This is a genomic window from Nonomuraea sp. AD125B (genome assembly GCF_041402765.1).
In the GTDB taxonomy this organism is placed as follows: domain Bacteria; phylum Actinomycetota; class Actinomycetes; order Streptosporangiales; family Streptosporangiaceae; genus Nonomuraea; species Nonomuraea bangladeshensis.
The window spans coordinates 93955-115035 of the sequence record NZ_JBGLOU010000022.1; the positions used below are offsets into that span (position 1 = coordinate 93955).

Sequence of the window (21081 nt, forward strand, 5' to 3'; positions counted from 1 at the left end):
GTCACTTCGGTGGCGGCGGCTTCTTCCCGCCGGTCGGCGGGGGCACCCGGGTGGCCACGGACTCCTGCAGCTCCTGACGGGTGACGAACGTGTCGACCAGCGAGTGCAGCATGGCCACCACGGGGATGGCCAGCAGCGCGCCCATCGCGCCGAACAGCGACGCCCCCAGGATCACGGCCGCGAAGGACACCCCTGGATGGATGTCCACGGCCCGCGAGCTGATCTTCGGCTCCAGCGTCAGGTTCTCCACCTGCTGGTAGAGCACGCCCCAGCCCAGCGCCGCCAGGCCGATCCAGGGACGGGGCGACACCAGCCCCACGACCACCGGCAGGGCGATGGAGATGTAGGTGCCGATGGTGGGCACGAGCTGGGCGACCAGGCCGGTCCACGCCCCGAGCGCGAGCCAGGACGGCATGCCGAGCGCCAGGAACACGAGGGCCGAGGCGACGCCGTTGATCGTGGCGAGGACGAGCCGGGAGGAGACGTACCCGCCGGTCTTGACCGTGGAGACGTCCCAGACGTTGATGAAGACCTGCTGGACGCGGCCGGGCAGCAACTGCGCGATCCACCGGCGCAGCGCCGGCCCGTCGGCCGAGAGGTAGAACGTCAGCAGCAGCAGGGTGAACAGGTTGAACACCGTCCCCGCCACCGTCCCCACCAGGCCGAGGACGCCGTTGAGCGCGCCCTGCGCGTACGAGGCCGCCTGCTGCGGGGTCAGGTTGAGCGAGTCGAGGATGGCGGAGATCTCGTAGCGGGTGCCGAAGCGGGCGTTCACCCGGTCGACGACGCCGGTGATGACGTCGGGCAGGGCCTTCAGCAGCACCGCGACCTGCCGGACGAGCAGGCTGCCGAACAGCACGAAGAAGACCACCACCGCGACGATGAACAGCGTCATCACCAGCAGCGTGGCCGTGCCGCGGCGCACCCGCCTGGACAGGCGGCGCACGGCGGGCTCCATGGCGAGCGACAGGAACCACGCCATCACCAGCATGGCGATCAGCGATCCCGCGTCGACGAGCACGAAGCGGACGAAGAACGCCGCCGCGACGACGGCCGCCAGGACGAGCCCGGCCCGCCAGATGTTCGCGGGCGCGAGCAGCACCTGCACGGTGGGTCTCGGTTCCATCGGTCATCAACGTACAAGCCGGGGCCGCTTGAGCTGGGCCTTCACCGCCTGGCCGGGTGCGGAAGATTGGCCGAACGTTGGGACTAGCAGGGCCGAGAAAGCGGCATGAAGGGTGAAAGGCGCAAAACGGTCTAGTGCCGAAAGGAGCGCCGCGATGGGCGACTATCCTCTTCTCAACCTCTTCTGGACCATGCTCGTGTTCTTCATGTGGGTCCTCTGGTTCATGCTGCTCTTCCGGGTCATCGGCGACCTGTTCCGCGACGACGACGTCAGCGGATGGGGCAAGACCGGCTGGACCGTCGTGCTGGTGGTCCTGCCCTTCGTGGGCGTCCTGCTCTACCTGATCGTCCGCGGCAAGGGCATGGGCCGGCGCGAGATGGCGCGGCTGCAGGCGAACGAGGAGGCGTTCCGCGCGTACGTGCGCGAGAGCGCCGCGGGCGCGGGCGGCGCCAGCTCGGGGACCGGCGACGAGCTGGCCAGGCTCGCCGACCTGAAGCGCCGGGGCGACCTCACCGACGACGAGTACGAGCGCGCCAAGACCAAGGTCCTCGCCGGGGTGTGAGGCCCGTCAGCCGCCGTCGACACCCAGGTAGGCCAGCGCCGAGACCACGGCCGCCCGCACGCCGGTGTCCAGGGTGGGCTGGATGACCGGGGCGAAGGCGGCGTTGTGGTTGCCGGGGACGTCGGCGTCGATCGTGCCCTTCCCGGCCGCCCGCGCGTACAGCTCGGGGTCCGTGCCGCCGAACCCCCAGTACGTGAACGGCGCGCCGAACGCCTTCGGGATCTCGCTGAAGTCCTCGCTGGCCGTCTGAAGATCGAGCTCTTTCGCCCGGTCGCCGAAGAAGGCGGAGAAGGCCGCGGCGACCCTGCGCGTCGTGTCCGCGTCGTTGACCGTGGCGGGGAAGGCGCCGAAATGCTCGACGTCGGGCTCGCGGGGAGCGCCCGAAGCGGCGCACTCGGCGCGGGCGATCCTGACGATCGCGTCCCTGACGCGCTGCCGCACGTCCTCCTCGTAGGTACGTACGTTGAGCTGGATCTCGGCGGTCTCCGGGATGTTGTTGGGGTTGGCCCCGGAGTGGATGCTGCCCACCGTGAGCACGACCGGGGTGAGCGGGCCGACCTCGCGGGAGACGATCGTCTGCAGGCGCACCACGAGCATCGAGGCCATCACCACCGGGTCGATGCCCCGGTCGGGGGCCGAGCCGTGGGCCGAGCGGCCGTACACGGTGATCCGGTAGTTGTCGGCGGCCGACAGCGCCGGCCCCGGCCGGGTGAGCACCTGGCCCGCCGGATAGGGCAGCACGTGCTGCGCCAGGCACACGTCGGGCTTCGGGATCCGGCCGGTCAGCCCGTCGTCGATCATGCCGCGGGCGCCGTCGCCGGGCTCCTCCGCCGGCTGGAACAGCGCCACGTACGTGCCCTTCCACGCGTCCCTGGCCTGCACCATCAGCCGGGCCGCGCCCAGCAGGGCGGTGACGTGCGTGTCGTGCCCGCAGGCGTGCATGACGGGCTGGCCGTCGCCGCCGACGGCCGTGCTCGCGTACGGCAGCCCGGTCCGCTCCTCGATCGGCAGGGCGTCCATGTCCGCACGGAACAACACGCACGGCCCGTCGCCGTTGGCCAGCACGCCGACGACCCCCGTGCCGCCGACGCCGTCGGTCACGTCGTACCCGTACGCGCGCAGCCGCTCGGCCACCCGCGCCGAGGTGCGTCTCTCCTGGTGGCCGAGCTCGGGATGGGCGTGCAGGTCGCGGTAGTACGCCTCCAGGTCGGGCCTGATGGCGTCAAGCCCGGCCAGCACGGTGTCGGCGGACATCGATCGCTCCCCTCAGCCTCACCCGCGGATGCTTTCCTGATATCGGTCTGGAGTAGTCCAGACGGGCGCAAACGTTCCGCCATCCGGGGGCGGACCGCCGCCGGTTCCCGCGGAGGCGTCCCTAGGCTCCTGCCTGTGCGGGTCGAGACGATCACGACGGTGCTGGACCTGGTCGGGGTGTTCATCAACAGCCTGCTCGGCGGCTCGGTGGCCCGCCGCAGGGAGCTCGACCTGTTCGGATACGTCGTGATCGGCGTCGTGTCCGGCCTGGGCGGCGGGCTGATCCGCGACGTGCTGCTCGGGCACGGGCCGCCGCTCGCCCTGACCAACCCCCTCTACATCCCGGTCGCGCTGGCCGGCGCGGGGGTGGCGTTCCTGCTGAAGTTCACCGAACGGGAATGGACCCGGCTCTTCTACGTCCTCGACGCGGTCGCGCTGAGCGTGTGGGCGGTCGCGGGGGCACAGCGGACGCTGGCCGCCGGGCTCGCCTGGCTCCCGGCGATCCTGCTGGGCACCATCACCGCGGTCGGCGGCGGCGCCACCCGCGACCTGCTGGTGCAGCGCGTCCCGGCCGTCTTCGGCGGCAACGGCCTGTACGCGTCGGTCGCCGCCCTGGTCGCGGCCCTGGAGGTGATCTGCTCGGAGCTCGGCGTGCCCGTCGCGGTGGCCACCCCCCTGGCGGTCGTCGCGGGCACCGTACTGCGGCTGGTCGCCTACCGGCGGGGGTGGGAGCTGCCCGGCGGCGTCGAATGGGAGGCCCGCGACGTCCTCGGCAAGGCCATCCGCCGCGACCGCCGCCGCCGGGACGACGAGTGATCGCACCTCATCTGGTGAGTAAGACGATGAAATACACAGCCGGGCAGAGGGCCCAACCCGACCAGAACGCGACGAACCCCGATGACGAGGGCCGTCGCGCGAACGATACGACGACTCCTGCCAAGCCGATGACGAGGATGGCGAACGGCGTGTACAGCAGGAGGACCGGCAGAAGCAAAAGGCTGAAGAACAGGAAAAAGGCAAACACGGCAACGACCAGATAGGCGGCAGCAGCCGACGCCGCACCACCCAGGCCCTGCAGCAGGTGCCGTGCCATTGTCTTCACCATCGTCATGATCGAGGCATTTTCGTCCTCGGGCAACCGCCTTATCCACAGAATGCGGTTCGGGGAATCGGCGGCCGGGCGGCCCTCACTACTGTCCGCGCATGGGAAAGAAGCGAAGGCGGAACACCCGCCGAGGCGGCGTCATCGGTATGGCATTGCTCCTGAACGAGCTTGACCTGGCCACCATGAGGGCGTCCTACCCGTCATTCGAGTTCGAGGATCACGGCCAATACCTCGCCACATGTGAGCAGATCTTGCGCTATATGCTCAAGGCTGGACACAGAGTCATGATCGGGGCCTTCACTCCCGCCGAATACTCCGCATACTGCCAGACGGAGCAGTTGCCGCCCGACTCGGCCGTGAGCAGGGCCCGATACGCCCAGGCGGTGTGCGAGGAGGATGATCCCTTCCCCTACCAGGGCGAACCCATCGGCGTGATCGTGGCCTCGCTCGCGCATCGCGAGCGGCTCCGGGCGCTCAGCATCCGGGCGATGGATCTGCTGGCCGCTTTTCCGCCCGAAGTGGTGCTGGAGGCGAAGGAACATGCCGCGGAGCTGCTCGTGCGGCTTTCGACCCACGGGGGCCCAGGCCGGCACATCTTCACCTGCCACGTGGGCGCCGGAACGCACGACCCCCTGGAAATCCTCGCCGAGGTCGAGCTGGAGCAGAACGCGATGCGAGTCATGAGCGTGGATTTCCCGGCCCTGGCGCTGATACTGAGCTTCGCCCGGGCCGCCGGAGCCGCGGGCGGCGTCGTCATGCGTTCCTTCACTTCCAGGACCGATCCGGACAGCGGATTGCCGGTGAAGATCGTCCGGGGCTGGGCCATCGTGAAAGGAGTCGTCCGTCCGCTGAAGGCCGCCGAGATCAGGCAGGCTTGCTGCACCGATGCGCGCACCGGAGCATCCCTTCCTCCCGAGCCGGCGGTCGAATACGCCGACTCTCACGAGCCTTTCCCGGCCGCCCCCGAGTGACGTTGCTCCGTCTCCAGGATGACGGTTGATCATCCACGCGACGGACGACGCTCTGCCCGCCGTCTCCCTAACGTGCTCCATGCGATGGGGGGCATTCGGCTCCCCATGCGGACAAAAGGATGATGAATGAGCACGGGGAAGACGCGTACCAGCCTCGACAACATCGCGGCCCTGGGCGCTGAGCTCGACGAGGGTCAGCTCCTTCAGGTGAGCGGCGGCGCCAAGAGCCAGGTCATCGTGATCTGCGGCAACCACACGCACACCTCCGGCGACAGCAACTAGTCAGCCGCGGGGGGCGCGGCCGGGTCGCGCCCCCCACCGGAACCATCCTGATGATCCTCGTACTGACCTCCGACGGAGACGAGCACGCCGAGCGCGTCGTGGGGACGCTCGCCGGGGCGGACGTCACCGTCTTCGACCCCGCGTGTTTCCCGGCCGCCGCCACCTTGGAGATCGGCCATCCGGGCGACGGCTCGACCGTCCGGGCTCTCGGCCACGGCGGACGCCGTGTCGACCTCGACGAGCTGACCGCGATCTGGTACCGCCGCCCGGGGAATCCGGTGGCCCATCCGCAGGCCGTCGCCCGCGAGCACGTCGAGGAGGAGTGCCGGGTCATGGTCGAGAGCCTGTGGGACGGCCTGGGGTGCCTGAAGGTCCCCGCCTCCAGGCCGGTCATCGACCGGGCGGGGCGCAAGGCGTACCAGCTCGAAGTGGCCAGGCGGCTGGGCTTCGAGCTGCCCGCGACACTGATCACGAACGATCCCGAGCGCTTCCTCGACTTCTACGTCCAGCACGAAGGCCGGGTGATCACCAAGCCGGTGCACGGCAACCAGCTGGAGGCGGACGGTGAGCGGTTCGGTCGGTTCGCGGCGCCCGTGACGCCGGCGGACCTCGGTCACGCCGACGCCCTGCGCCTGTGCCCGGTCATCGTCCAGGCGTACGTCCCCAAGCGGGTCGAGGTGCGGGTGACCGTGGTGGGCGGCGAGCTGTTCGCGGCCGAGATCCACTCGCAGGTCAGCAACCACACCCGCTACGACTGGCGGCACTACGACCCGGGCGCCACCCCCATCCTGGCGCACGACCTGCCGGACGAGGTCTCCCGGCGCTGCCTGGAGCTGGTCGAACGACTCGGGCTGTGCTACGGCGCGATCGACCTGATCCTCACGCCGGACGGCCGCCACGTCTTCCTGGAGATCAACCCCAACGGCCAGTTCCTGTGGATCGAGGACGCGACCGGGCTGCCGATCAGCGCGGCGATCGGCGAGCTGCTGAAGAGCGGAGTGAAGCGATGACGTACGGGCCGATGCTCGCCGACGCGGTCGGCCTGCTCAGCTCGGGTGAGCCCGAGCGCGGCCTGGAGAGGTTCCGCGCGGCGTACCCGCAGGTCCGGACGCGGCTGGTCGCCCAGCGCGAGGAGTTCGACGGATCGCTGCACCACGCCCTGCTCATGAAGGACGGCGACGCCACGGTCTCGCTGTCCTGGTGCCCCGAGCAGGCCCTGCCGTGGCCGCTGCGCGGCGTGCACCGCGCGGGCGAGCACCTGCTGCTCCGGGTCAACGGCATCGAGACGCCGGTGGCCAGGGCGATCGCCTGCCTGGACTTCATCTGGGACGAGTCCGCGCTGGCCGACCGGCTCATCGCCGACAGCCTCGTACGCGAGGAGCTGGCGGAGACGCGCGAGCCGCTGAGCGACGCCGCCCTCCAGGAGGCGATGGACGCCTTCCGCCGCGCCCGCGGCCTGCTGACCGTGGAGGCGACCCGGGCCTGGATGGAGCGCAACCGCATCTCCCACCAGGAGCTGGAAGAGCTGGTCGCCCTCGAGGCCGCCGTCGCCGCGCTCCGCGCGCGGGTGGCCGCGGGACGGGTGGAGGGCTGGTTCGCCGAACACGGCGCTGAGCTCGACGTGGCCCGCGTCGCGCAGGCGGTGTTCGTCGCCGAGCCGGCCGCCGTGCCCGACGCGGCCGGGTTCCTCGACGCGGTCGAGCGGGCCTTCGCCGACGGCGGCGCCCGTCCTGGCGAGGTGTTCGCCACCCTCCGCCGGGGCGACCTCGACAAAGAGTCGGCGGAACGCATCTTCGAAGCCCCTCCGGGGACGGTCGCCGGGCCGTTCCCCGTGGCGGGCGGGCATCTGCTGGTCAAGGTCCTCGCGGTGGAGCCGGCCGTGCTCGACGCGACCGTACGTGACCTCGTCGAACGCCGCATCTTCAGCGAATGGATCGACGAACGCAGGAACGCGGCCAAGATCGAATGGTTCTGGGGGATCGCGGAACGGACGGCCGGCGGGTGAAGTCGCTTCCGTACCGGGAGAAGGCGGTCCACCACCATCAGGGCGTCCGGCGGCACGTCGAGCGCCCCTACCGCGTCTCCAGGACGCTCCTGGTCTGGCTGTGGACCTACGTGGGCCTGCTCGCGCTGGCGCTGGCGATCGTGGTGCTGCTCGGCGTCCTCCCCGCGCTCGGTGATCCGCGATGAGGCGGGTCAGGGTGCCCGTGCTGAGGCAGAACACGATGGCCGACTGCGGCGCGGCGTGCCTGGCGATGGTGCTCGGGGCCCACGGCCGCCGGGCGAGCGTGCGCGAGGTCGTCGCGGACGTCCAGGTGTCCAGGGACGGGCTGACCGCCTTCGCGATCGTCGAGGCCGCCAAGTCGTACGGCCTGAACGCCAAGGCGTTCTCGATCGCGCCCGAGCGGCTCGGCGCGGTGCCGGGGCCGTTCGTCGTGCACTGGGAGTTCAACCACTTCCTGGTCGTCGAGCGGTGGCGCCCGGACGTCGTCGAGGTCGTCGACCCGGCCTCGGGGCGGCGCAGGCTCACGCCGGAGGAGTTCGACCTCGGTTTCACCGGGGTCGTGCTGGCTTTCGAGCCGGGCCCGGACTTCGATCCCCAGGGGCCCGAGCGGCGTCCGTGGCGCGCGAACCTCCTGCGCGCCCTGCTCATCCGCCACCGCGGCCTGCTCGTCCAGGCGCTGCTCGCCTCCCTGCTGCTGCAGGTGGCCGCGCTCGTGCTGCCCCTGCTGTCCGGGCTCGTCGTCGACGAGGTGCTGCCCGGCGGCGACCGTTATCTGCTGCACGTCCTCATCGTCGGCCTGCCGATCGTGGTGCTGATCCAGGGGATGCTCACCTACCTGCGTACGGCCCTGCTGCTCATGCTGCGGGCACGGGCCGACACGGAGTTCACGGGCGGGGTCGTCGGCCGGCTGTTCTCGCTGCCTTACGGGTACTTCACCCTGCGCGGGGCGAGCGACCTCGTCATGAGCACCCAGAGCGCGGCCAGCCTGCGGGCCATGCTGTCCGGCCAGGTGCTGTCGGCGCTCCTCGACGGTCCGCTCGCCGTGGTGCTCATGGTCCTCGTGCTGGTGCGCGATCCCCTGCTCGGCGGATGCCTGGCCGCGATGGCGGCCGTCCAGGTCGTGCTGCTGCTCCTCACCCGCAGGCGGATCGCCGACCTCACCGGGCGCGGCCTGACCGCCGCCGCCACGACCCAGGGCCGGCTCATCGAGTCCATCCAGGGCATCGAGTCGATCAAGGCGTCCAGCTCCGAACGGCGTGCCGTCGAGCGGTGGTCGGCGATGTTCACCGCCCAGATGAACGCCGACCTGCGCCTGGGCCTGACCCGCGGGCTCCTGGACTCGGTCCTGTCCGCCATCAGGATCCTCGCTCCCGCGCTGCTGCTGCTCGTGGGCACGGTCCGGGTGCTCGACGGCGGGCTGAGCCTCGGGACGATGCTCGCGCTCAACGCGCTCGCTGTCTCCGCGCTCACCCCGCTGACCTCGCTGCTGACCAGCCTCCAGGAGCTCCAGGAGGCCGGCGCCCACGTCGAACGGCTCGCCGACATCATCGAGGCCGAGCCGGAACGCACCGGCGGCGCGCGGCCGCCGCTGCGCGGGGAGGTGACGCTGAGCGACGTCGGGTTCCGCTTCGACCCTCGTTCGCCCTGGACGCTCAGGAACGTCACGCTGAGGATCGCCCCAGGTCAGAAGGTGGCGCTGGTGGGCAGCTCGGGCTCGGGCAAGAGCACCCTGGGCAGGATCCTGCTCGGCCTGTACGAGCCGGTCGAGGGCGAGATCCGCTACGACGGCACGCCCGCGCGCGACCTGGACCCGAGCTGGCTGCGCGGCCGGTTCGGCGTGGTCACCCAGGACCCGCACCTGTTCACCGGGACCATCAGGGAGAACATCGCCCTGACCGTCCCCGGCGCCCCGCTGGAGCGGATCGTGGCCGCCGCCAGGATGGCGCACGTCCACGACGACATCATGGCCATGCCCATGGGGTACGAGACGATGCTCACCGAGGGCGGCGGCCTGTCCGGCGGCCAGCGGCAGCGGATCGCCCTCGCCCGGGCCCTGCTTCCCGAGCCGCGCATCCTGCTGCTCGACGAGGCCACCAGCCACCTCGACACCGTGGCCGAGGCCGCCATCGAACGCAACCTCGCGGGCCTGCCGCTGACCCGCGTCGTGATCGCCCACCGGCTGAGCACCGTACGCGACGCCGACCAGATCCTCGTCATCGACGGCGGCCAGGTGGCCGAGCAGGGCACCCACGACGAGCTGATGCGATTCGGCGGACGGTACGCGGCCCTGTCCGAACTGGCCCGGCCGTCGCTGTGACCACCGCGTAGGCTGCGGCGGATGAGTTTCCGACTGGCGGCGTACGCCGTGTGCATCGAGGACGGCCGAGTCCTGCTCGCCCACCACGTGAAGCCGGACGGCGAGCGGGTCTGGACCCTCCCCGGCGGGAGGGTCGAGCACGGCGAGGACCCCTTCGACGCGGTCGTCCGGGAGGTCGCCGAGGAGACCGGCTGCGACGCGGTCGTCGAACGCCTGCTGGGCGTGGACTCCCGCGTGATCCCCGCCACCGTCGCCCGCGCCGGCGTCGAGCATCAGAACGTCGGCGTCTTCTACCGCGTCCGCCTCACCGGCGGCCGACTGCGTCCCGAGCCCGGCGGCGACATCGCCGAGTCGGTCTGGACCGCGTTCGCCGACGTCGCGCGCCTCCGCCGCTCATCGCTGGTCGACGTCGGCCTCGCTCTGGCGCGGACCCTCCCGGCGAGCGGCCATGTCGGTCCCGTCCCGGTCGGCGGTCTGATCCAGCACTGATCGGCCGCGCCACCGCGTCAGGATTTGGGGAGACGTTTACCTGCTCGGGGGTGTCGGCAGGACGAAACGGGCAGTTGACCAACATTCCTGTCTCTACACGAGAGAAAAGGTGGTGTGCGACATGGCTGACCAGCCGACGCGAGCCACTTACGACATCGGTCATCACCCCGACATAGCCGCGCTGCGCGCCCGCTACGACATGGCGGCCCAGCAGCCGGCAGGGCAGTCCGTCAGCGGGGTCGCCTTCCTGAGCGGGCTCTACCTGGCCATCTCGCCATGGGTGGTGGGCATCTTCGGCCGCACGAACCTGACCGTCAGCAACCTGATCACCGGGATAGCGGTGGTCCTGCTGGCGGCCGGGATCGCCTCGGCCAACGGCCGCTTCCACAGTCTCGCGTGGACGCTGCCGGTCATCGGCGTATGGACCATCATCACGCCGTGGGTCCTGCCGCCGCACGGAGCCGGCGCCTCGACGATCGTCAACAACGTCATCACGGGAGTGGTCATCCTCGTCACCGGCCTGGCCTGCGCCTCGCTCGGCATGATGAGCAGACGCCACGGCGGGCACCCACGATGACTCCCACGGTCCTGCGCTGACCCGCGCGGCTCAGCCGCGCAGGCGTTCGGAGGCGGCGGCCGCGGAGACGTCGTGCGGATAGGCGTGCCTGGCGCGCAGGAGCACGACCGCGTTCGCCACCAGGGGCACCAGCATGATCAGGAACGCGTACCGCAGCCCTTGCGCGCCCGGGCCGAGCGCGTCGGCCAGAACGCCGAAGAGCACCGGGGCGACGGCCTCCCCGCCCACGCGCAGGAACGTGCGGATGCTCTCCGCGCGGCCCCAGAGCCGGTAGTGGACGACGTCGAGGCGGGCGGCGTCCAGCGGGGGATTGGCCGCCGCTGCCGAGGCGGCCGCGACGAACAGGAACGGCAGCGCGAGCGTCGGCGACGTGGTGAGCAGCCCGGGGACGAAGAAGACGGCGGCGGCGGCGTAGGCGATCGCGGGGACCACCATGCGGGCGCTGATGTGCCCGCGGCGGGTGAGCCGGTCGGCGAGGCGTCCGCCGCTGAGCACCCCCAGCAGGGCCCCGAGGCCCACCAGCAGCACGACGCCCGTCAGCGCGACCTGGCCGAGGCCGTACTGCTCACGGGCGAAGACGACGGCGAAGGTGCGCACTCCGGCGAAGAAGAAGTATCCGACCACGGAGGCGACGATCAGTGCGACGTTCGTCCGGATGCTCAGCACGTACCGGATCGCCTGCCCCAGGGACATGTGCACGGGGTCACGGCGCAGCAGCGCCGCGGGATCGGGCCCGATACCGCGGCGGCGCACCGCGCGCCGCGCCGTGTCGTCGCGGTCCGGCCCGGCGTGGTCCGCCTCTCCACCGGGCGTCGCCACCGTGAACTTCCCGCCAGGTGTCACCGCGGGCAACCGGCTCTGACCGCCGCGCTCGGGCTCGGGCAGCTTCCGCCCGATGACGAAGACGAAGGCGACACCCACGAGCGCGAGGAGCCAGAACATGGAGCGCCAGGTCAGCAGCCGTGCGAGGGCGCTTCCCACCAGCAGGCCGAGACCGGCGCCGACCATCTCGCCGCTCAGGATGAAACCGTAGATCCGGCCCCGTTCGGCGGCCGGGAAGAAGTCGCCGACCAGCGAGACGACCGAGGGCGCGGCGGCGGCGGTCAGGCCCCCGACCGCCACCCGGGAGCACAGGAGCCACGGGAGCGAGTCGGCCAGGGCGCCGGCGATCATGGCCAGGCTCCACAGGACGATGCAGGCGGTGAGGAACCGTACCCGGTTGACGCGGTCGGTCAGGACGCCGACCGGCAGGACGGCGACGGCGCCGGCCGCGGAGGAGACGGCGGTCAGCGACCCGAGCCCGGTGTTGCCGATGCCCATCGACTCCTGGATCTCCGGCCCCACCGCGGCGACGGCCCCCTGGTCGGCGGTGACGAGCGCCAGAACGCCGGCGAGCATCGCGACGACCCGGAACCGCGTGGGGCCGCCCAGCAGGACCAGCATTCTCCGCCAGACCCCGTCGAACACGGCATGCGAGAAGCGGCTGAGCCTGCGGTGCCGCTCATTCCACGGTTTTGCGGACATCGGCGCCTCTCCCCTTGATCACCGTTCCTCCTTGCGCGGTCCGTTCCGTCCTTGGAGGGCGGTCTGCCCGGGCTTCGCCAGGAACGGGGATCGGCCGAGGACGACGATGCCGGTCGCCATCGCGATCAGACCGGCCACCTCGCCTGCCAGCGCCGCCGGGGTGACCTGCAGGCGTTCGGCGAAGATCGCCACGCCCAGCACGATCCCGCAGATCGGTTCGGCGACCGTGGTGGCCGGCAGGGAGATCTGGAGCGGAGCGGCGTCGAACGCGCTCTGGTTGAGGAGCAGGCCCACCACGGCGACGCACGGCAGGAGGTACGGCTGCCAGGTCGTGAGCACGTTCTGTCCGTGGTCGAACGTGAGCAGGGCGTTACGGGTCAGGACGTCCTGCAGCCCGTAGAGCACCCCCGCGGAGCCGGCCAGCAGAATCGCCTTGACCTTCAGTGACCGCCGCAGGCCGAAGACGACCAGCGCGGCCGCCACCACGACCACCGGGAGCGCCGCCAGCCAGCGCGGGGAGAGCGGATCGGGGAGGCGGCCGCCGTGCGGCTGCCCGGCGAACAGGAACAGCGCCACTCCTCCACACACCAGCACGGCGCCCAGTTGCAGCATGCGGCCGAACGGTTCCTGGTAGACGACATGGGCCGCGGTCAGGGCGAACAGCAGGTTCATCGCGAGCAGCGGCTCCACCCGCGCCACGTCCGCCTCTCGGAGCGCGATGGCGCCGAGGATCTGGCCGCACGCCATCAACCCGAGCCCGAACAGCCACAACGGCGTGCGCATGAGGTCGAACAGCAGGCGCGGGCGCAGCATCTCGTCCAGAGGCTGGCGGTACGCGGCATGCTGCTGGGCGACGAAGCCGAGGCCCAGCAGGCAAGCCGCACCCAGAGAGACAGCGATGGTCATCACCAATGGCGACGCTCTCCGAATCCGCTTCCCTGAACGCCGGTGGGGTCAGCGCACCATCCGGTGCGGGGCGGGCGGCGGCTCCAGGCTGACGCGGGCCACCGTGTGGACATGATCAGTGCGTAGAGCGTCGCGCAGGTGCTGAAGCGCGACCGCGGACAGGTGCCATCTGAGCTCCCCGATGGGCGCCCTCTCGTCGGCGACGACGCGTAGCCGCACTTCAGGGGGGTAGCGCGAGTCGGCCACGCGCGCATCGGCGCTCACCACGGCCGGGCTCGACGCCACGTCGGCGGCGACCGCCTGCGACACCCCGTCCACGGACACCTCCGAGAAGCCGGCCGGTGACCCTTCCAGCCGGATCGGGCGGTGCGTGACCTCCCTGCGGCCCTGCACCAGCAACCAGCGCAGCGCCAGCAGCGCCACCACGATCGACACGACCGCCACGGCCCACCAGATCGCCGGGCTGTTGCCGGCGAAGAACCCCCGTACGCCGCCGTCCACGATCGGGGTGTCCGCCGACCCGAGGCCGCCCAGCCCGCGGCCGGCCGCGAGCCCGCCCAGGACCAACAGCACCGATCCGATCAGCGCGAGTGCCCATCGGTTGCCCCGGCTGGTCTTCCTGTTCACTTGCGCTCCTTGACGTCCACGGTCACCCGGTACGGCTCCACGAGATCCAGTCCCGCCAGCCTGGTGAGCACGGCGGCGCGCACCTCCTGGGCGAACCTCTCCTTGTCCCACCCCGACGTGGTGGGCGTGACGGTGACCGTCCCGCCCCGCAGCGTGGCGTGGGCCGTGTGCACGCCCGGCACCTCCTCGGCCGCGTGCGCCAGGGCCCTGGTGACGCTCTTGGGGCGCAGCCCGATGATCACGTCGGGGTCGTGGCTGCGTACCGCCAGCAGGCGCGGCCGTCCCGGCACCAGAGCGGTGATCAGCAGCGCCAGCCCGATCAGCGCCACGACCACCGAGCCCAGCACGAACAGCGGGTCCGACCACGGCGTGGAGGCCGCCCAGCCGAGCATCCGGTCGTACGGCACCAGGCGCAGCGGAGCGCCGACCAGCGCCGAGACGGTCTCGGCGGCCACGAGCAGGCCCAGCAGCGTGAGCAGCACGGACACCACGACGGCCGGGACCCTCCGGGACGGGCGGAACGCCCGCACGGCCGCCCGGTCGGCGGCCTTGTCGCGTTTCGCCTGGTAGGCGCCTGCGGGGCCGTCCTCAGGAGGGACGGCGCCGTACTCCTGCGTCAACGTTCGCTCGGTCACGGCAGGTCACCGCCGAAGTCGGTAATGGTCACGTCCAGATGGGTGACGTTGAGGCCGGTCTGGGCGGCGACGCGGGCGATCACGTGCTGCCTGACCCGCGCCGCCACGTCCCGCAACGGCGACGGGTAGGCGACGCTCACGCTCAGGTGAACCGCGGCCCGCTCACCGCGGACCTCGGCGTCCGACGAGGGCGACCGCCACCCGCCGCCGGGGTGCACCCCCAGCACCTCGGGAACCTCCCCGGCCGCGCAGCAGGCGATCTTGGTGACCACCTCGTCCGCGATCCGGGTGCGCCCGCGGACCTCGGGAGGCGGAGGCGCCGGACGCTGCCCGGGCACGGTCACGATGCCCGCGCCGGTGGCAGCGGTCACTTCCGCCTCACGGACAGGTTCACTTCGCCGGTCTCGGCGAGCCGGCCGACCAGCCAGCCGACGGCGCCGAGCACCAGCACGATCAGGAACGGCACCAGCCCGCCGAACGCCCCGACGATCCCGAGAACGATGCCGACGGCCAGCCCGATCAACGGCAGCCACTGGTTGTTCATGATCCCTCCACGATGTCGTCCGCGCTGTCGTCCGCGCTGTCGTCCGCGACGCCGTGCGCGATGTCGTCGATGCGCACGTTCACCAGGCGCTCGCCGGCCAGGTCCGTCACGGCTCGCCGTACCTCGTCGGCGGTCTCCAGGAGCGGGCGGTCCAGGGTGGCGACGATGGCGATCTCGACCGCGCGGTCGTTCACGGAGACGCCCGTCAGCCGCCGGCCCGGCAGGTAGGTGGCCACGGTCCCGAACGGGCCGCTGGACAACCCGGCCACGCCGTCACACGACCGGACCCGCTCGGCGATCGCCGGCGCCTCGTCCTCGGGGCCTGTCCCGAAGCCGTCGTCCACCCCGGAGCCCGCCGGGCTCGCACCGGACTTCGGGGCCGGGCCCGTGTCCGTCATCGAACTCCCGGCTCCGGCCCGGTGTCCTGCCGGCGGCTCTTGTCGCCTTCCCGGCCGCGGTCCTGATCGGGCAGGTGGACGTCGTCGACGCGGATGTTGACCTCGGTCACTTCCAGTCCGCACATGCGCTCGATGGCGTTGATGACGTTCTTGCGCACCGCCCCCGCCAGCTCGGGGATCGCCATGCCGTACTCCACCACCAGGTCGAGGTTGACGGCGGCCTGCCGCTCGCCCACCTCCACCGACACGCCCTGCGTGACGCTCTCGTCGACACCGACGATGCCGCGTACGCTGCCCAGCGCACGCGCCGCGCCACCGCCCATGGCGAAGACTCCGGACATCTCGCGGGCGGCGAGCCCGGCGATCTTGGCGACGACGGTGTCTTCGATCCTGGTGGTGCCCTTCTCGGTGACCAGCGCGGCTCCCGGGCTGCCCTCGTACGTCCTGGCTTTCGGCACGGTCGCGGTCTGGCCGGTTTCCGTGGCTCGACTGGACATGGTGTCCGACACGTCCGTCACCTCCCCTCCTCCTCAGTAAGCACTGATAACCGCCCCAAGCCACCTGATTCCTACATAAAACAGACTTTTAGAACATTTATGACAAGCTGGGAGAGATCGCCTGGAAGTCGGGCTTCCGTCACGGGCGCCAGCACAGCGCGGGGTCGGGATGGTCGAAGAAGCCGAGCTTCCGGTAGAGCGGCTCGCCCTCGCGGGAGGCGTACAGGTCCACCCGCACGACCTCCCGCTCCCGGAACCAGTCGAGCAGGCCGAGCATGATCGCGCGGCTGTGGCCGCGCCGCCGGTACGCCGGATCGGTGACCACGCCGATGACGTGCCCGATCCGGCCGTTGCGTGAGTGCGGTCCGGGGAACCACTGCTCGACGGTGCCGATGCCGCAGGCGGCGAGCCCGTCGTCCCCGTCCACCACCAGGATGCGCGCGTCGTCCCGTGCCAGCTTCTCCTTCAGCACCGCGGCGAGAGCGCCCCGCCAGTCGTCGCCTGCCGACGAGGGGTTGAAGAAGTCGCCGCCGAGGTCTTCGAAGAGCAACGCCCGCAGTCGTACGAGTTCGGCGATGTCGTCTTCGGACGCCTGGCGAACGTCAGTTTGAAGTGTCATGAGGATCAGGCTGACGTAACGGCCTTGTGCACTACAACCCTTACGGAAAGCCCTCGCCGGACCTTCCAGCTCGCCTGGCAGGTGGCCCGCCCGCATATAATTTCGACAGACTTCGAATCAGGAGGGGTTGTCATGACCGTCCAGACCGGCGGGTGCTGCGCCCCGATCACCCGCGAACCGCTGGCCGAGGACACCGCCGCCGAGCTCGCCGTCATGCTCAAGGCGGTCGCCGACCCGGTGCGGCTGCGCCTGCTGTCGATGATCGCCTCCCACGCCGGCGGCGAGGCGTGCGTCTGCGACCTGACCGGCGCCTTCGACCTGACCGCCCCGACCATCTCCCACCACCTCAAGGTCCTGCGTACGGCGGGCCTGATCGACGGCGAGCGGCGCGGCACCTGGGTCTACTACCGCGTCGTCCCGGAGACGCTGAACAGGCTCGGCGCCCTGTTCACCCCCCTCGCCGGGCCCGCCGGGTCGGAGCTGCTCCCCACCTGACGGGGATGGGCGGCGAGAAAAGGTGCGGTGGCCCTTGGCCCCTGGCCACCGGGACTTCCGGCCCTGTCCGCACGTCCCCCGGCTGAGGTCCCATGGTGTGGTGATCGCGTACGACCCGGACACCGCAACCACGCCGAGAAGGGAACGTGCCCATGACCGCAGTTCCGGATGAGCAACTGGCCGTCGATGAGGAGATGCTGCGGAGACTGGCCTCTCCGGAGGACAAGGAGGTCGAACAGCTGGACGCCTGGTGGCGGGCCGGCAACTACCTCACGATCGGCCAGATCTATCTCCAGGGCAATCCCCTGCTGCGCGAGCCGCTGGCCCCGCAGCACATCAAGCCGCGGTTGCTGGGCCACTGGGGCACCAGCCCGGGACTTTCGTTGATCTACGCGCACGTCTCCCGGCTCATCCGGCACACCGGACAGCAGGCGATCTATCTCGCCGGACCCGGGCACGGCGGGCCCGCACTGGTGGCCGCCGGATACCTGGAGGGCACCTACAGCGAGATCTATCCGCACGTCAGCCAGGACGAGGCCGGGATGTTGCGGCTGTTCCGGCAGTTCTCCAGCCCGGGCGGCATCCCCAGCCACGTCTCGGTGACCACCCCGGGCTCCATCCATGAGGGTGGCGAGCTGGGGTACGTGCTGGTGCACGCCTTCGGCGCCGTCATGGACAACCCCGACCTGCTGGCGGTCGCGGTGGTGGGCGACGGCGAGGCCGAGACCGGGCCGCTGGAGGGGTCGTGGAAGGGCGTGTCGTTCCTCAACCCCGAGCGCGACGGCGCCGTACTGCCGGTCCTGCACCTCAACGGCGCGAAGATCGCCGGCCCGACGGTCCTGTCCCGTAAGGACCCGGCCGAGGTACGCCGGCTGCTGGAGGGCCACGGCTACGAAGTGCTGGAGGTGGAGGGCGCGGACCTGCCGGGCATGCACCACCGCTTCGCGGCCACGCTGGCCGAGGCCTGGAGCAAGATCCGCGCGATCCAGCACCTGGCCCGTACCGGCGGGTGGGACGGGAGCCGCCCCCGGTGGCCGCTGATCGTGCTGCGCTCGCCCAAGGGGTGGACCGGGCCGGAGCAGGTCGACGGCGTACAGATGGCGGGCACGTGGCGCTCGCACCAGGTGCCGTTGTCCGGGGTGCGCGACAACCCGGAGCACCTGGCGATCCTGGAGAGCTGGCTGCGCTCGTACCGGCCGGAGGAGCTGTTCGACTCCACCGGTGCGCCCACCGAGCTGGTACGCGGCCTGGCCCCGGAGGGCGACCTGCGGATGAGCGCCGCCCCGCACGCCAACGGCGGCCTGCTCACGCGGGATCTGACCCTGCCCGACTTCCGCGACTACGCCGTCGAGGTGCCGCAACCGGCGCGTACGCGCGCCGAGTCGACCCGCCGGCTCGGCGAGCTGCTGCGCGACCTCTACCGCGACAACCCCGACAACTTCCGGCTGTTCTGCCCGGACGAGACCAACAGCAACCGGCTCGGCGCCGTGTTCGAGGTCTCCGACCGCGCCTTCGCCGAACGCGTCACCGCCGACGACGTGGCGATCAGCCGCGACGGCCGGGTCATGGAGGTGCTGTCGGAGCACAACTGCCACGGCTGGCTGGAGGGGTACACGCTGACCGGCCGGCACGGCATGTTCGCCACCTACGAGGCGTTCGCGATGGTCAGCGCCTCCCAGACGGTGCAGCACGGCAAGTGGCTGCAGGAGGCGAGCCGGCTGCCCTGGCGGGCCAAGGTGCCCAGCCTCAACGTGCTGCTCACCTCGACCGCCTGGCGCAACGACCACAACGGCTTCTCCCACCAGGGGCCCGGCCTGATCCAGGTCGTGCTGACCCAGCGCGGCGACGTCGCCCGCGTCTACCTCCCGCCGGACGCCAACTGCCTGCTGTCGGTGGCCGACCACTGCCTGCGTTCGCGGTCGTACATCAACCTCATCGTCATCGACAAGCAGCCGCAACTGCAGTGGCTCAGCATCGACCAGGCCGCCGAGCACTGCGCCCGCGGCGCCGGCGTATGGGACTGGGCCGGCACCGACGACGGCGCCGGCGACCCCGACATCGTGCTGGCCTGCGCCGGCGACGTGGTGACCATGGAGACAGTCGCGGCGGCGCAGATACTCAAGGAGCGGCTGCCCGGCTTCAAGGTCCGCGTGGTCAACGTCGTGGACCTGATGACGCTGATGCGGCCCAAGGACCACCCGCACGGCATGAGGGGCACCCTGTTCACCGAGCTGTTCACCGACACCGTCGATGTCGTGTTCGCCTTCCACGGCTACCCGGGCGCCGTCCACCAGCTCGTGCACGGCCGCCCGGACGCCGACCGGTTCAGGGTGCGCGGCTTCATCGAGGAGGGCACCACCACCACACCCTTCGACATGACCGTACGCAACCGCGCCTCCCGCTACCACCTGGTCATGGACGCCATCAACAACGCCAGGCGGCTGCCGCGCGGCGCCGCCGACCTGATGGCCTGGTGCGAGCGCAAACTCGCCGAGCACCAGGCGTACGTCGTCGAGCACCTCGAAGACATGCCCGAGGTCCGCGACTGGTCGCTGGGCGGATGACCAAGCGCCCCCGGCGTAAAGGGAATTATCGCCCGCCGCGAATTGCGCGGAGAATGGACAAAGCTTTCCTCGGTACGATCCCGCAAATATCCGGATATTCGGAAAGGCGGATCACATCCCCGGGATCAGTTCTGCCGGAGGCCGTTGAGCACCAGTCGTCTGCGCTGCGCGGTGGGGGAGGGGACGTGCTCCATGTGGCCGCACATCATGCGGTGGTGCAGACCGTGCTCGTGGGCGAAGATCACCAGCTGGACGCGGTCGCGCACGTTCAGCTTGGTGCACAGGCTCCGTACGTGCGACTTCACCGTGCTCTCGCTGACCCGCAGCATCCGGGCGATCTCGTCGTTGCGCATCCCGCGCAGCACCAGCCCCAGGACCTCCCGCTCGCGCGGCGTGAGGCTCTCGACCTCAGCCAGCGCCTGCGGGGGCTCGGCCTGGGTGCGGCTGAACTCGGCGACCAGCCGCGTCACGCCGTGGCTGGACAGCACCGCCTCGCCGGCTCGGACCCGGTGGATCGCGGGGATCAGCTGCTCGGGCCCGATGTCCTTGAGGAGGAAGCCGCGCGCGCCGAGGCGGAGCGCGCGGAAGAGGTCCTCGTCGGGGTCGGTCGGGCCGAACATCAGCACCTTGACGCCGGGGACGCCGCCGGGGCCGCAGATCTCGGCCGTGGCCTGGAAGCCGTCCATGTTGGGCATCAGCGTGTCCATGAGCACCACGTCGGGGCGCAGTTGCCGGGACAGCCGGACCGCGTCGAGGCCGTCGCCGGCCTCGGCGACCACCTCGATGCCGGTGCGTTCGCAGAAGGCGGTGCGCAGCCCTATGTGGATCACCGGCTGGTCGTCGGCCACCACCAGTCTGATGGCGCTCATCGGGGCACCGCGAGTCGAGTAGCGCCGGCAGGGTCGATCTTGATCATTTCGGTCCCCCAGATAATGATCGATAAAGGATCTGCGGTAGCAGCCCACCCGTTTCGCGCATCAATGCGTCCAATTGACCACATCTGCTCCAGAAGCGTCAAACGGTGGTACGCGTCGAAATTGACGCCAGTAATGACTTCTTGTCGCTCGAATTGTCGTCACGGCACGTCAACCGCGAGAACCGCCGTGACCGGATGGCCGGGGGGATGACGAGCGCCTCGGCGAAGAGACACGCGGGAGGGGCGGACGTCGTCCCGCGGACGAGAGGAAGGTGCCCGAAAGGCGAGGGCCACTTCAGCGACATGGTTGATGACGGGCCGTACGGCCGCTGCCTACGCTGGCCGCGCCATGGAGACGGTAACGCGCCGGGTCAGGCGCGCCGGACCGTCGGCGGAAGGCGGGAAAGGCCAGGTGGTCGCCATGAACGTCGAGATCGTCACGCAACTGATGGCCGCGGTGGGCGCGGATGTGACACCAGAGGAGTTCGACCAGACGTTCGAGTCGCTGAACGTCGACTCGCTGGCCCTGGCGGAGATCTCCGCGCGGGCCGAGGAACGGTACGGGGTCGTCATCGAGGGCAAACTGACCGCCGAGACCACGCCGGCCCAGCTCGGCGCGTTCCTCGGCGAGCACGCGTCCGTCACGAAGGGCTGACGCGCCGTGGGCC

Annotated in this window: 26 protein-coding genes; 13 read left to right on the top strand and 13 right to left on the bottom strand. The window is 70.9% G+C overall.

Annotated elements, in window-relative coordinates; translation table 11 throughout:
• Position 1: 1 nt before the first annotated feature.
• Positions 2–1126 carry an AI-2E family transporter gene (locus tag ACBR40_RS41470; protein WP_344213166.1) on the bottom strand — a complete coding sequence of 375 codons (1125 nt, stop codon included), beginning with the start codon at positions 1124–1126 and terminating at the stop codon, positions 2–4.
• Positions 1127–1280: 154 nt separating this feature from the next.
• Here ACBR40_RS41470 and ACBR40_RS41475 point away from each other — a divergent pair, with 154 nt between their 5' ends.
• Positions 1281–1688: an SHOCT domain-containing protein gene (locus ACBR40_RS41475; RefSeq protein WP_371252261.1), complete on the top strand. Its 408-nt coding sequence runs from the start codon at positions 1281–1283 to the stop codon at positions 1686–1688.
• Between the two features lie 6 nt (positions 1689–1694).
• On the opposite strand, the gene ACBR40_RS41480 is transcribed toward ACBR40_RS41475, so the two are convergent.
• The gene (locus tag ACBR40_RS41480; RefSeq protein WP_371252263.1) at positions 1695–2942 is read right to left on the bottom strand and encodes an amidohydrolase; all 1248 of its coding nucleotides are present in this window, start codon (positions 2940–2942) and stop codon (positions 1695–1697) included.
• Positions 2943–3077: 135 nt separating this feature from the next.
• Here ACBR40_RS41480 and ACBR40_RS41485 point away from each other — a divergent pair, with 135 nt between their 5' ends.
• Complete coding sequence (locus ACBR40_RS41485; protein WP_371252264.1) at positions 3078–3758, top strand: trimeric intracellular cation channel family protein; 681 nt, start codon at positions 3078–3080, stop codon at positions 3756–3758.
• A gap of 7 nt (positions 3759–3765) precedes the next feature.
• Here ACBR40_RS41485 and ACBR40_RS41490 read toward each other — a convergent pair whose 3' ends face one another.
• Positions 3766–4080: a hypothetical protein gene (locus tag ACBR40_RS41490; protein ID WP_371252265.1), complete on the bottom strand. Its 315-nt coding sequence runs from the start codon at positions 4078–4080 to the stop codon at positions 3766–3768.
• Positions 4081–4145: 65 nt separating this feature from the next.
• On the opposite strand from ACBR40_RS41490, the gene ACBR40_RS41495 reads away from it, so the two are divergent.
• From ACBR40_RS41495 to ACBR40_RS41530, 8 genes are all read left to right on the top strand, one after another.
• Positions 4146–5018, top strand: coding sequence for a hypothetical protein (locus tag ACBR40_RS41495; RefSeq protein WP_371252266.1), 873 nt, complete (start codon positions 4146–4148; stop codon positions 5016–5018).
• Between the two features lie 126 nt (positions 5019–5144).
• Positions 5145–5300: a hypothetical protein gene (locus ACBR40_RS41500; RefSeq protein WP_344213144.1), complete on the top strand. Its 156-nt coding sequence runs from the start codon at positions 5145–5147 to the stop codon at positions 5298–5300.
• A gap of 50 nt (positions 5301–5350) precedes the next feature.
• Positions 5351–6310, top strand: a complete 960-nt coding sequence (locus ACBR40_RS41505; protein ID WP_371252267.1) for an MvdC/MvdD family ATP grasp protein — start codon at positions 5351–5353, stop codon at positions 6308–6310.
• Entirely contained in the window at positions 6307–7305 is a 999-nt protein-coding gene (locus ACBR40_RS41510; RefSeq protein ID WP_371252268.1) for a TIGR04500 family putative peptide maturation system protein, read from the top strand. The genes ACBR40_RS41505 and ACBR40_RS41510 overlap by 4 nt, the downstream gene beginning before the upstream one ends.
• A complete protein-coding gene (locus tag ACBR40_RS41515; RefSeq protein ID WP_344213138.1) occupies positions 7302–7490 on the top strand; it encodes a hypothetical protein in 189 nt (62 codons plus the stop codon). The genes ACBR40_RS41510 and ACBR40_RS41515 overlap by 4 nt, the downstream gene beginning before the upstream one ends.
• Positions 7487–9622, top strand: coding sequence for a peptidase domain-containing ABC transporter (locus ACBR40_RS41520; protein ID WP_371252269.1), 2136 nt, complete (start codon positions 7487–7489; stop codon positions 9620–9622). The genes ACBR40_RS41515 and ACBR40_RS41520 overlap by 4 nt, the downstream gene beginning before the upstream one ends.
• A gap of 21 nt (positions 9623–9643) precedes the next feature.
• Positions 9644–10111, top strand: coding sequence for an NUDIX hydrolase (locus tag ACBR40_RS41525; protein ID WP_371252270.1), 468 nt, complete (start codon positions 9644–9646; stop codon positions 10109–10111).
• A gap of 121 nt (positions 10112–10232) precedes the next feature.
• Complete coding sequence (locus ACBR40_RS41530) at positions 10233–10688, top strand: SPW repeat protein (protein ID WP_344213132.1); 456 nt, start codon at positions 10233–10235, stop codon at positions 10686–10688.
• A gap of 30 nt (positions 10689–10718) precedes the next feature.
• On the opposite strand, the gene ACBR40_RS41535 is transcribed toward ACBR40_RS41530, so the two are convergent.
• The 9 genes from ACBR40_RS41535 to ACBR40_RS41575 form a co-directional block, all read right to left on the bottom strand.
• Positions 10719–12212: an MFS transporter gene (locus tag ACBR40_RS41535; protein WP_371252271.1), complete on the bottom strand. Its 1494-nt coding sequence runs from the start codon at positions 12210–12212 to the stop codon at positions 10719–10721.
• An 18-nt stretch (positions 12213–12230) separates the two neighbouring features.
• Positions 12231–13118 carry a DMT family transporter gene (locus tag ACBR40_RS41540; RefSeq protein WP_371252315.1) on the bottom strand — a complete coding sequence of 296 codons (888 nt, stop codon included), beginning with the start codon at positions 13116–13118 and terminating at the stop codon, positions 12231–12233.
• Positions 13119–13166: 48 nt separating this feature from the next.
• On the bottom strand, positions 13167–13745 hold the full coding sequence (locus tag ACBR40_RS41545) for a hypothetical protein (protein ID WP_344213126.1): 579 nt from the start codon (positions 13743–13745) through the stop codon (positions 13167–13169).
• Entirely contained in the window at positions 13742–14380 is a 639-nt protein-coding gene (locus ACBR40_RS41550) for a DUF6286 domain-containing protein (RefSeq protein ID WP_371252273.1), read from the bottom strand. The genes ACBR40_RS41545 and ACBR40_RS41550 overlap by 4 nt, the downstream gene beginning before the upstream one ends.
• Positions 14377–14751, bottom strand: coding sequence for an Asp23/Gls24 family envelope stress response protein (locus ACBR40_RS41555; protein ID WP_371252274.1), 375 nt, complete (start codon positions 14749–14751; stop codon positions 14377–14379). The genes ACBR40_RS41550 and ACBR40_RS41555 overlap by 4 nt, the downstream gene beginning before the upstream one ends.
• Complete coding sequence (locus ACBR40_RS41560) at positions 14748–14924, bottom strand: hypothetical protein (protein ID WP_344213120.1); 177 nt, start codon at positions 14922–14924, stop codon at positions 14748–14750. Before ACBR40_RS41560 ends, ACBR40_RS41555 begins: the two co-directional genes overlap by 4 nt.
• Positions 14921–15322 (bottom strand): hypothetical protein, encoded by a 402-nt coding sequence (locus ACBR40_RS41565; protein ID WP_371252276.1) that lies wholly within the window; start codon positions 15320–15322, stop codon positions 14921–14923. Before ACBR40_RS41565 ends, ACBR40_RS41560 begins: the two co-directional genes overlap by 4 nt.
• Positions 15319–15819: an Asp23/Gls24 family envelope stress response protein gene (locus ACBR40_RS41570; RefSeq protein WP_371252316.1), complete on the bottom strand. Its 501-nt coding sequence runs from the start codon at positions 15817–15819 to the stop codon at positions 15319–15321. Before ACBR40_RS41570 ends, ACBR40_RS41565 begins: the two co-directional genes overlap by 4 nt.
• A 139-nt stretch (positions 15820–15958) precedes the next feature.
• Positions 15959–16438: a GNAT family N-acetyltransferase gene (locus tag ACBR40_RS41575; protein WP_371252277.1), complete on the bottom strand. Its 480-nt coding sequence runs from the start codon at positions 16436–16438 to the stop codon at positions 15959–15961.
• Between the two features lie 132 nt (positions 16439–16570).
• Between ACBR40_RS41575 and ACBR40_RS41580 the strand changes: the two genes are divergently transcribed.
• Positions 16571–16933 carry a metalloregulator ArsR/SmtB family transcription factor gene (locus ACBR40_RS41580; protein WP_371252278.1) on the top strand — a complete coding sequence of 121 codons (363 nt, stop codon included), beginning with the start codon at positions 16571–16573 and terminating at the stop codon, positions 16931–16933.
• Between the two features lie 194 nt (positions 16934–17127).
• A complete protein-coding gene (locus ACBR40_RS41585; RefSeq protein ID WP_371252318.1) occupies positions 17128–19497 on the top strand; it encodes a phosphoketolase in 2370 nt (789 codons plus the stop codon).
• A gap of 125 nt (positions 19498–19622) precedes the next feature.
• Here ACBR40_RS41585 and ACBR40_RS41590 read toward each other — a convergent pair whose 3' ends face one another.
• Positions 19623–20366, bottom strand: coding sequence for a response regulator transcription factor (locus ACBR40_RS41590; RefSeq protein WP_344213110.1), 744 nt, complete (start codon positions 20364–20366; stop codon positions 19623–19625).
• A 396-nt stretch (positions 20367–20762) separates the two neighbouring features.
• Between ACBR40_RS41590 and ACBR40_RS41595 the strand changes: the two genes are divergently transcribed.
• A complete protein-coding gene (locus tag ACBR40_RS41595; protein WP_344213108.1) occupies positions 20763–21068 on the top strand; it encodes an acyl carrier protein in 306 nt (101 codons plus the stop codon).
• Positions 21069–21081 lie beyond the last annotated feature (13 nt).

Excerpts from the sequence above, each read along its gene's own strand:
- ACBR40_RS41590 (WP_344213110.1), bottom strand. The coding sequence starts at position 20,366 with ATGAGCGCCATCAGACTGGTGGTGGCCGACGACCAGCCGGTGATCCAC.
- ACBR40_RS41535 (WP_371252271.1), bottom strand. The coding sequence starts at position 12,212 with ATGTCCGCAAAACCGTGGAATGAGCGGCACCGCAGGCTCAGCCGCTTC.
- ACBR40_RS41475 (WP_371252261.1), top strand. The coding sequence starts at position 1,281 with ATGGGCGACTATCCTCTTCTCAACCTCTTCTGGACCATGCTCGTGTTC.
- ACBR40_RS41585 (WP_371252318.1), top strand. The coding sequence starts at position 17,128 with ATGCTGCGGAGACTGGCCTCTCCGGAGGACAAGGAGGTCGAACAGCTG.
- ACBR40_RS41520 (WP_371252269.1), top strand. The coding sequence starts at position 7,487 with ATGAGGCGGGTCAGGGTGCCCGTGCTGAGGCAGAACACGATGGCCGAC.
- ACBR40_RS41530 (WP_344213132.1), top strand. The coding sequence starts at position 10,233 with ATGGCTGACCAGCCGACGCGAGCCACTTACGACATCGGTCATCACCCC.
- ACBR40_RS41505 (WP_371252267.1), top strand. The coding sequence starts at position 5,351 with ATGATCCTCGTACTGACCTCCGACGGAGACGAGCACGCCGAGCGCGTC.
- ACBR40_RS41560 (WP_344213120.1), bottom strand. The coding sequence starts at position 14,924 with ATGAACAACCAGTGGCTGCCGTTGATCGGGCTGGCCGTCGGCATCGTT.
- ACBR40_RS41470 (WP_344213166.1), bottom strand. The coding sequence starts at position 1,126 with ATGGAACCGAGACCCACCGTGCAGGTGCTGCTCGCGCCCGCGAACATC.
- ACBR40_RS41540 (WP_371252315.1), bottom strand. The coding sequence starts at position 13,118 with ATGACCATCGCTGTCTCTCTGGGTGCGGCTTGCCTGCTGGGCCTCGGC.
- ACBR40_RS41565 (WP_371252276.1), bottom strand. The coding sequence starts at position 15,322 with ATGACGGACACGGGCCCGGCCCCGAAGTCCGGTGCGAGCCCGGCGGGC.
- ACBR40_RS41575 (WP_371252277.1), bottom strand. The coding sequence starts at position 16,438 with ATGACACTTCAAACTGACGTTCGCCAGGCGTCCGAAGACGACATCGCC.
- ACBR40_RS41500 (WP_344213144.1), top strand. The coding sequence starts at position 5,145 with ATGAGCACGGGGAAGACGCGTACCAGCCTCGACAACATCGCGGCCCTG.
- ACBR40_RS41510 (WP_371252268.1), top strand. The coding sequence starts at position 6,307 with ATGACGTACGGGCCGATGCTCGCCGACGCGGTCGGCCTGCTCAGCTCG.
- ACBR40_RS41595 (WP_344213108.1), top strand. The coding sequence starts at position 20,763 with ATGGAGACGGTAACGCGCCGGGTCAGGCGCGCCGGACCGTCGGCGGAA.
- ACBR40_RS41580 (WP_371252278.1), top strand. The coding sequence starts at position 16,571 with ATGACCGTCCAGACCGGCGGGTGCTGCGCCCCGATCACCCGCGAACCG.
- ACBR40_RS41570 (WP_371252316.1), bottom strand. The coding sequence starts at position 15,819 with ATGTCCAGTCGAGCCACGGAAACCGGCCAGACCGCGACCGTGCCGAAA.
- ACBR40_RS41525 (WP_371252270.1), top strand. The coding sequence starts at position 9,644 with ATGAGTTTCCGACTGGCGGCGTACGCCGTGTGCATCGAGGACGGCCGA.
- ACBR40_RS41480 (WP_371252263.1), bottom strand. The coding sequence starts at position 2,942 with ATGTCCGCCGACACCGTGCTGGCCGGGCTTGACGCCATCAGGCCCGAC.
- ACBR40_RS41495 (WP_371252266.1), top strand. The coding sequence starts at position 4,146 with ATGGGAAAGAAGCGAAGGCGGAACACCCGCCGAGGCGGCGTCATCGGT.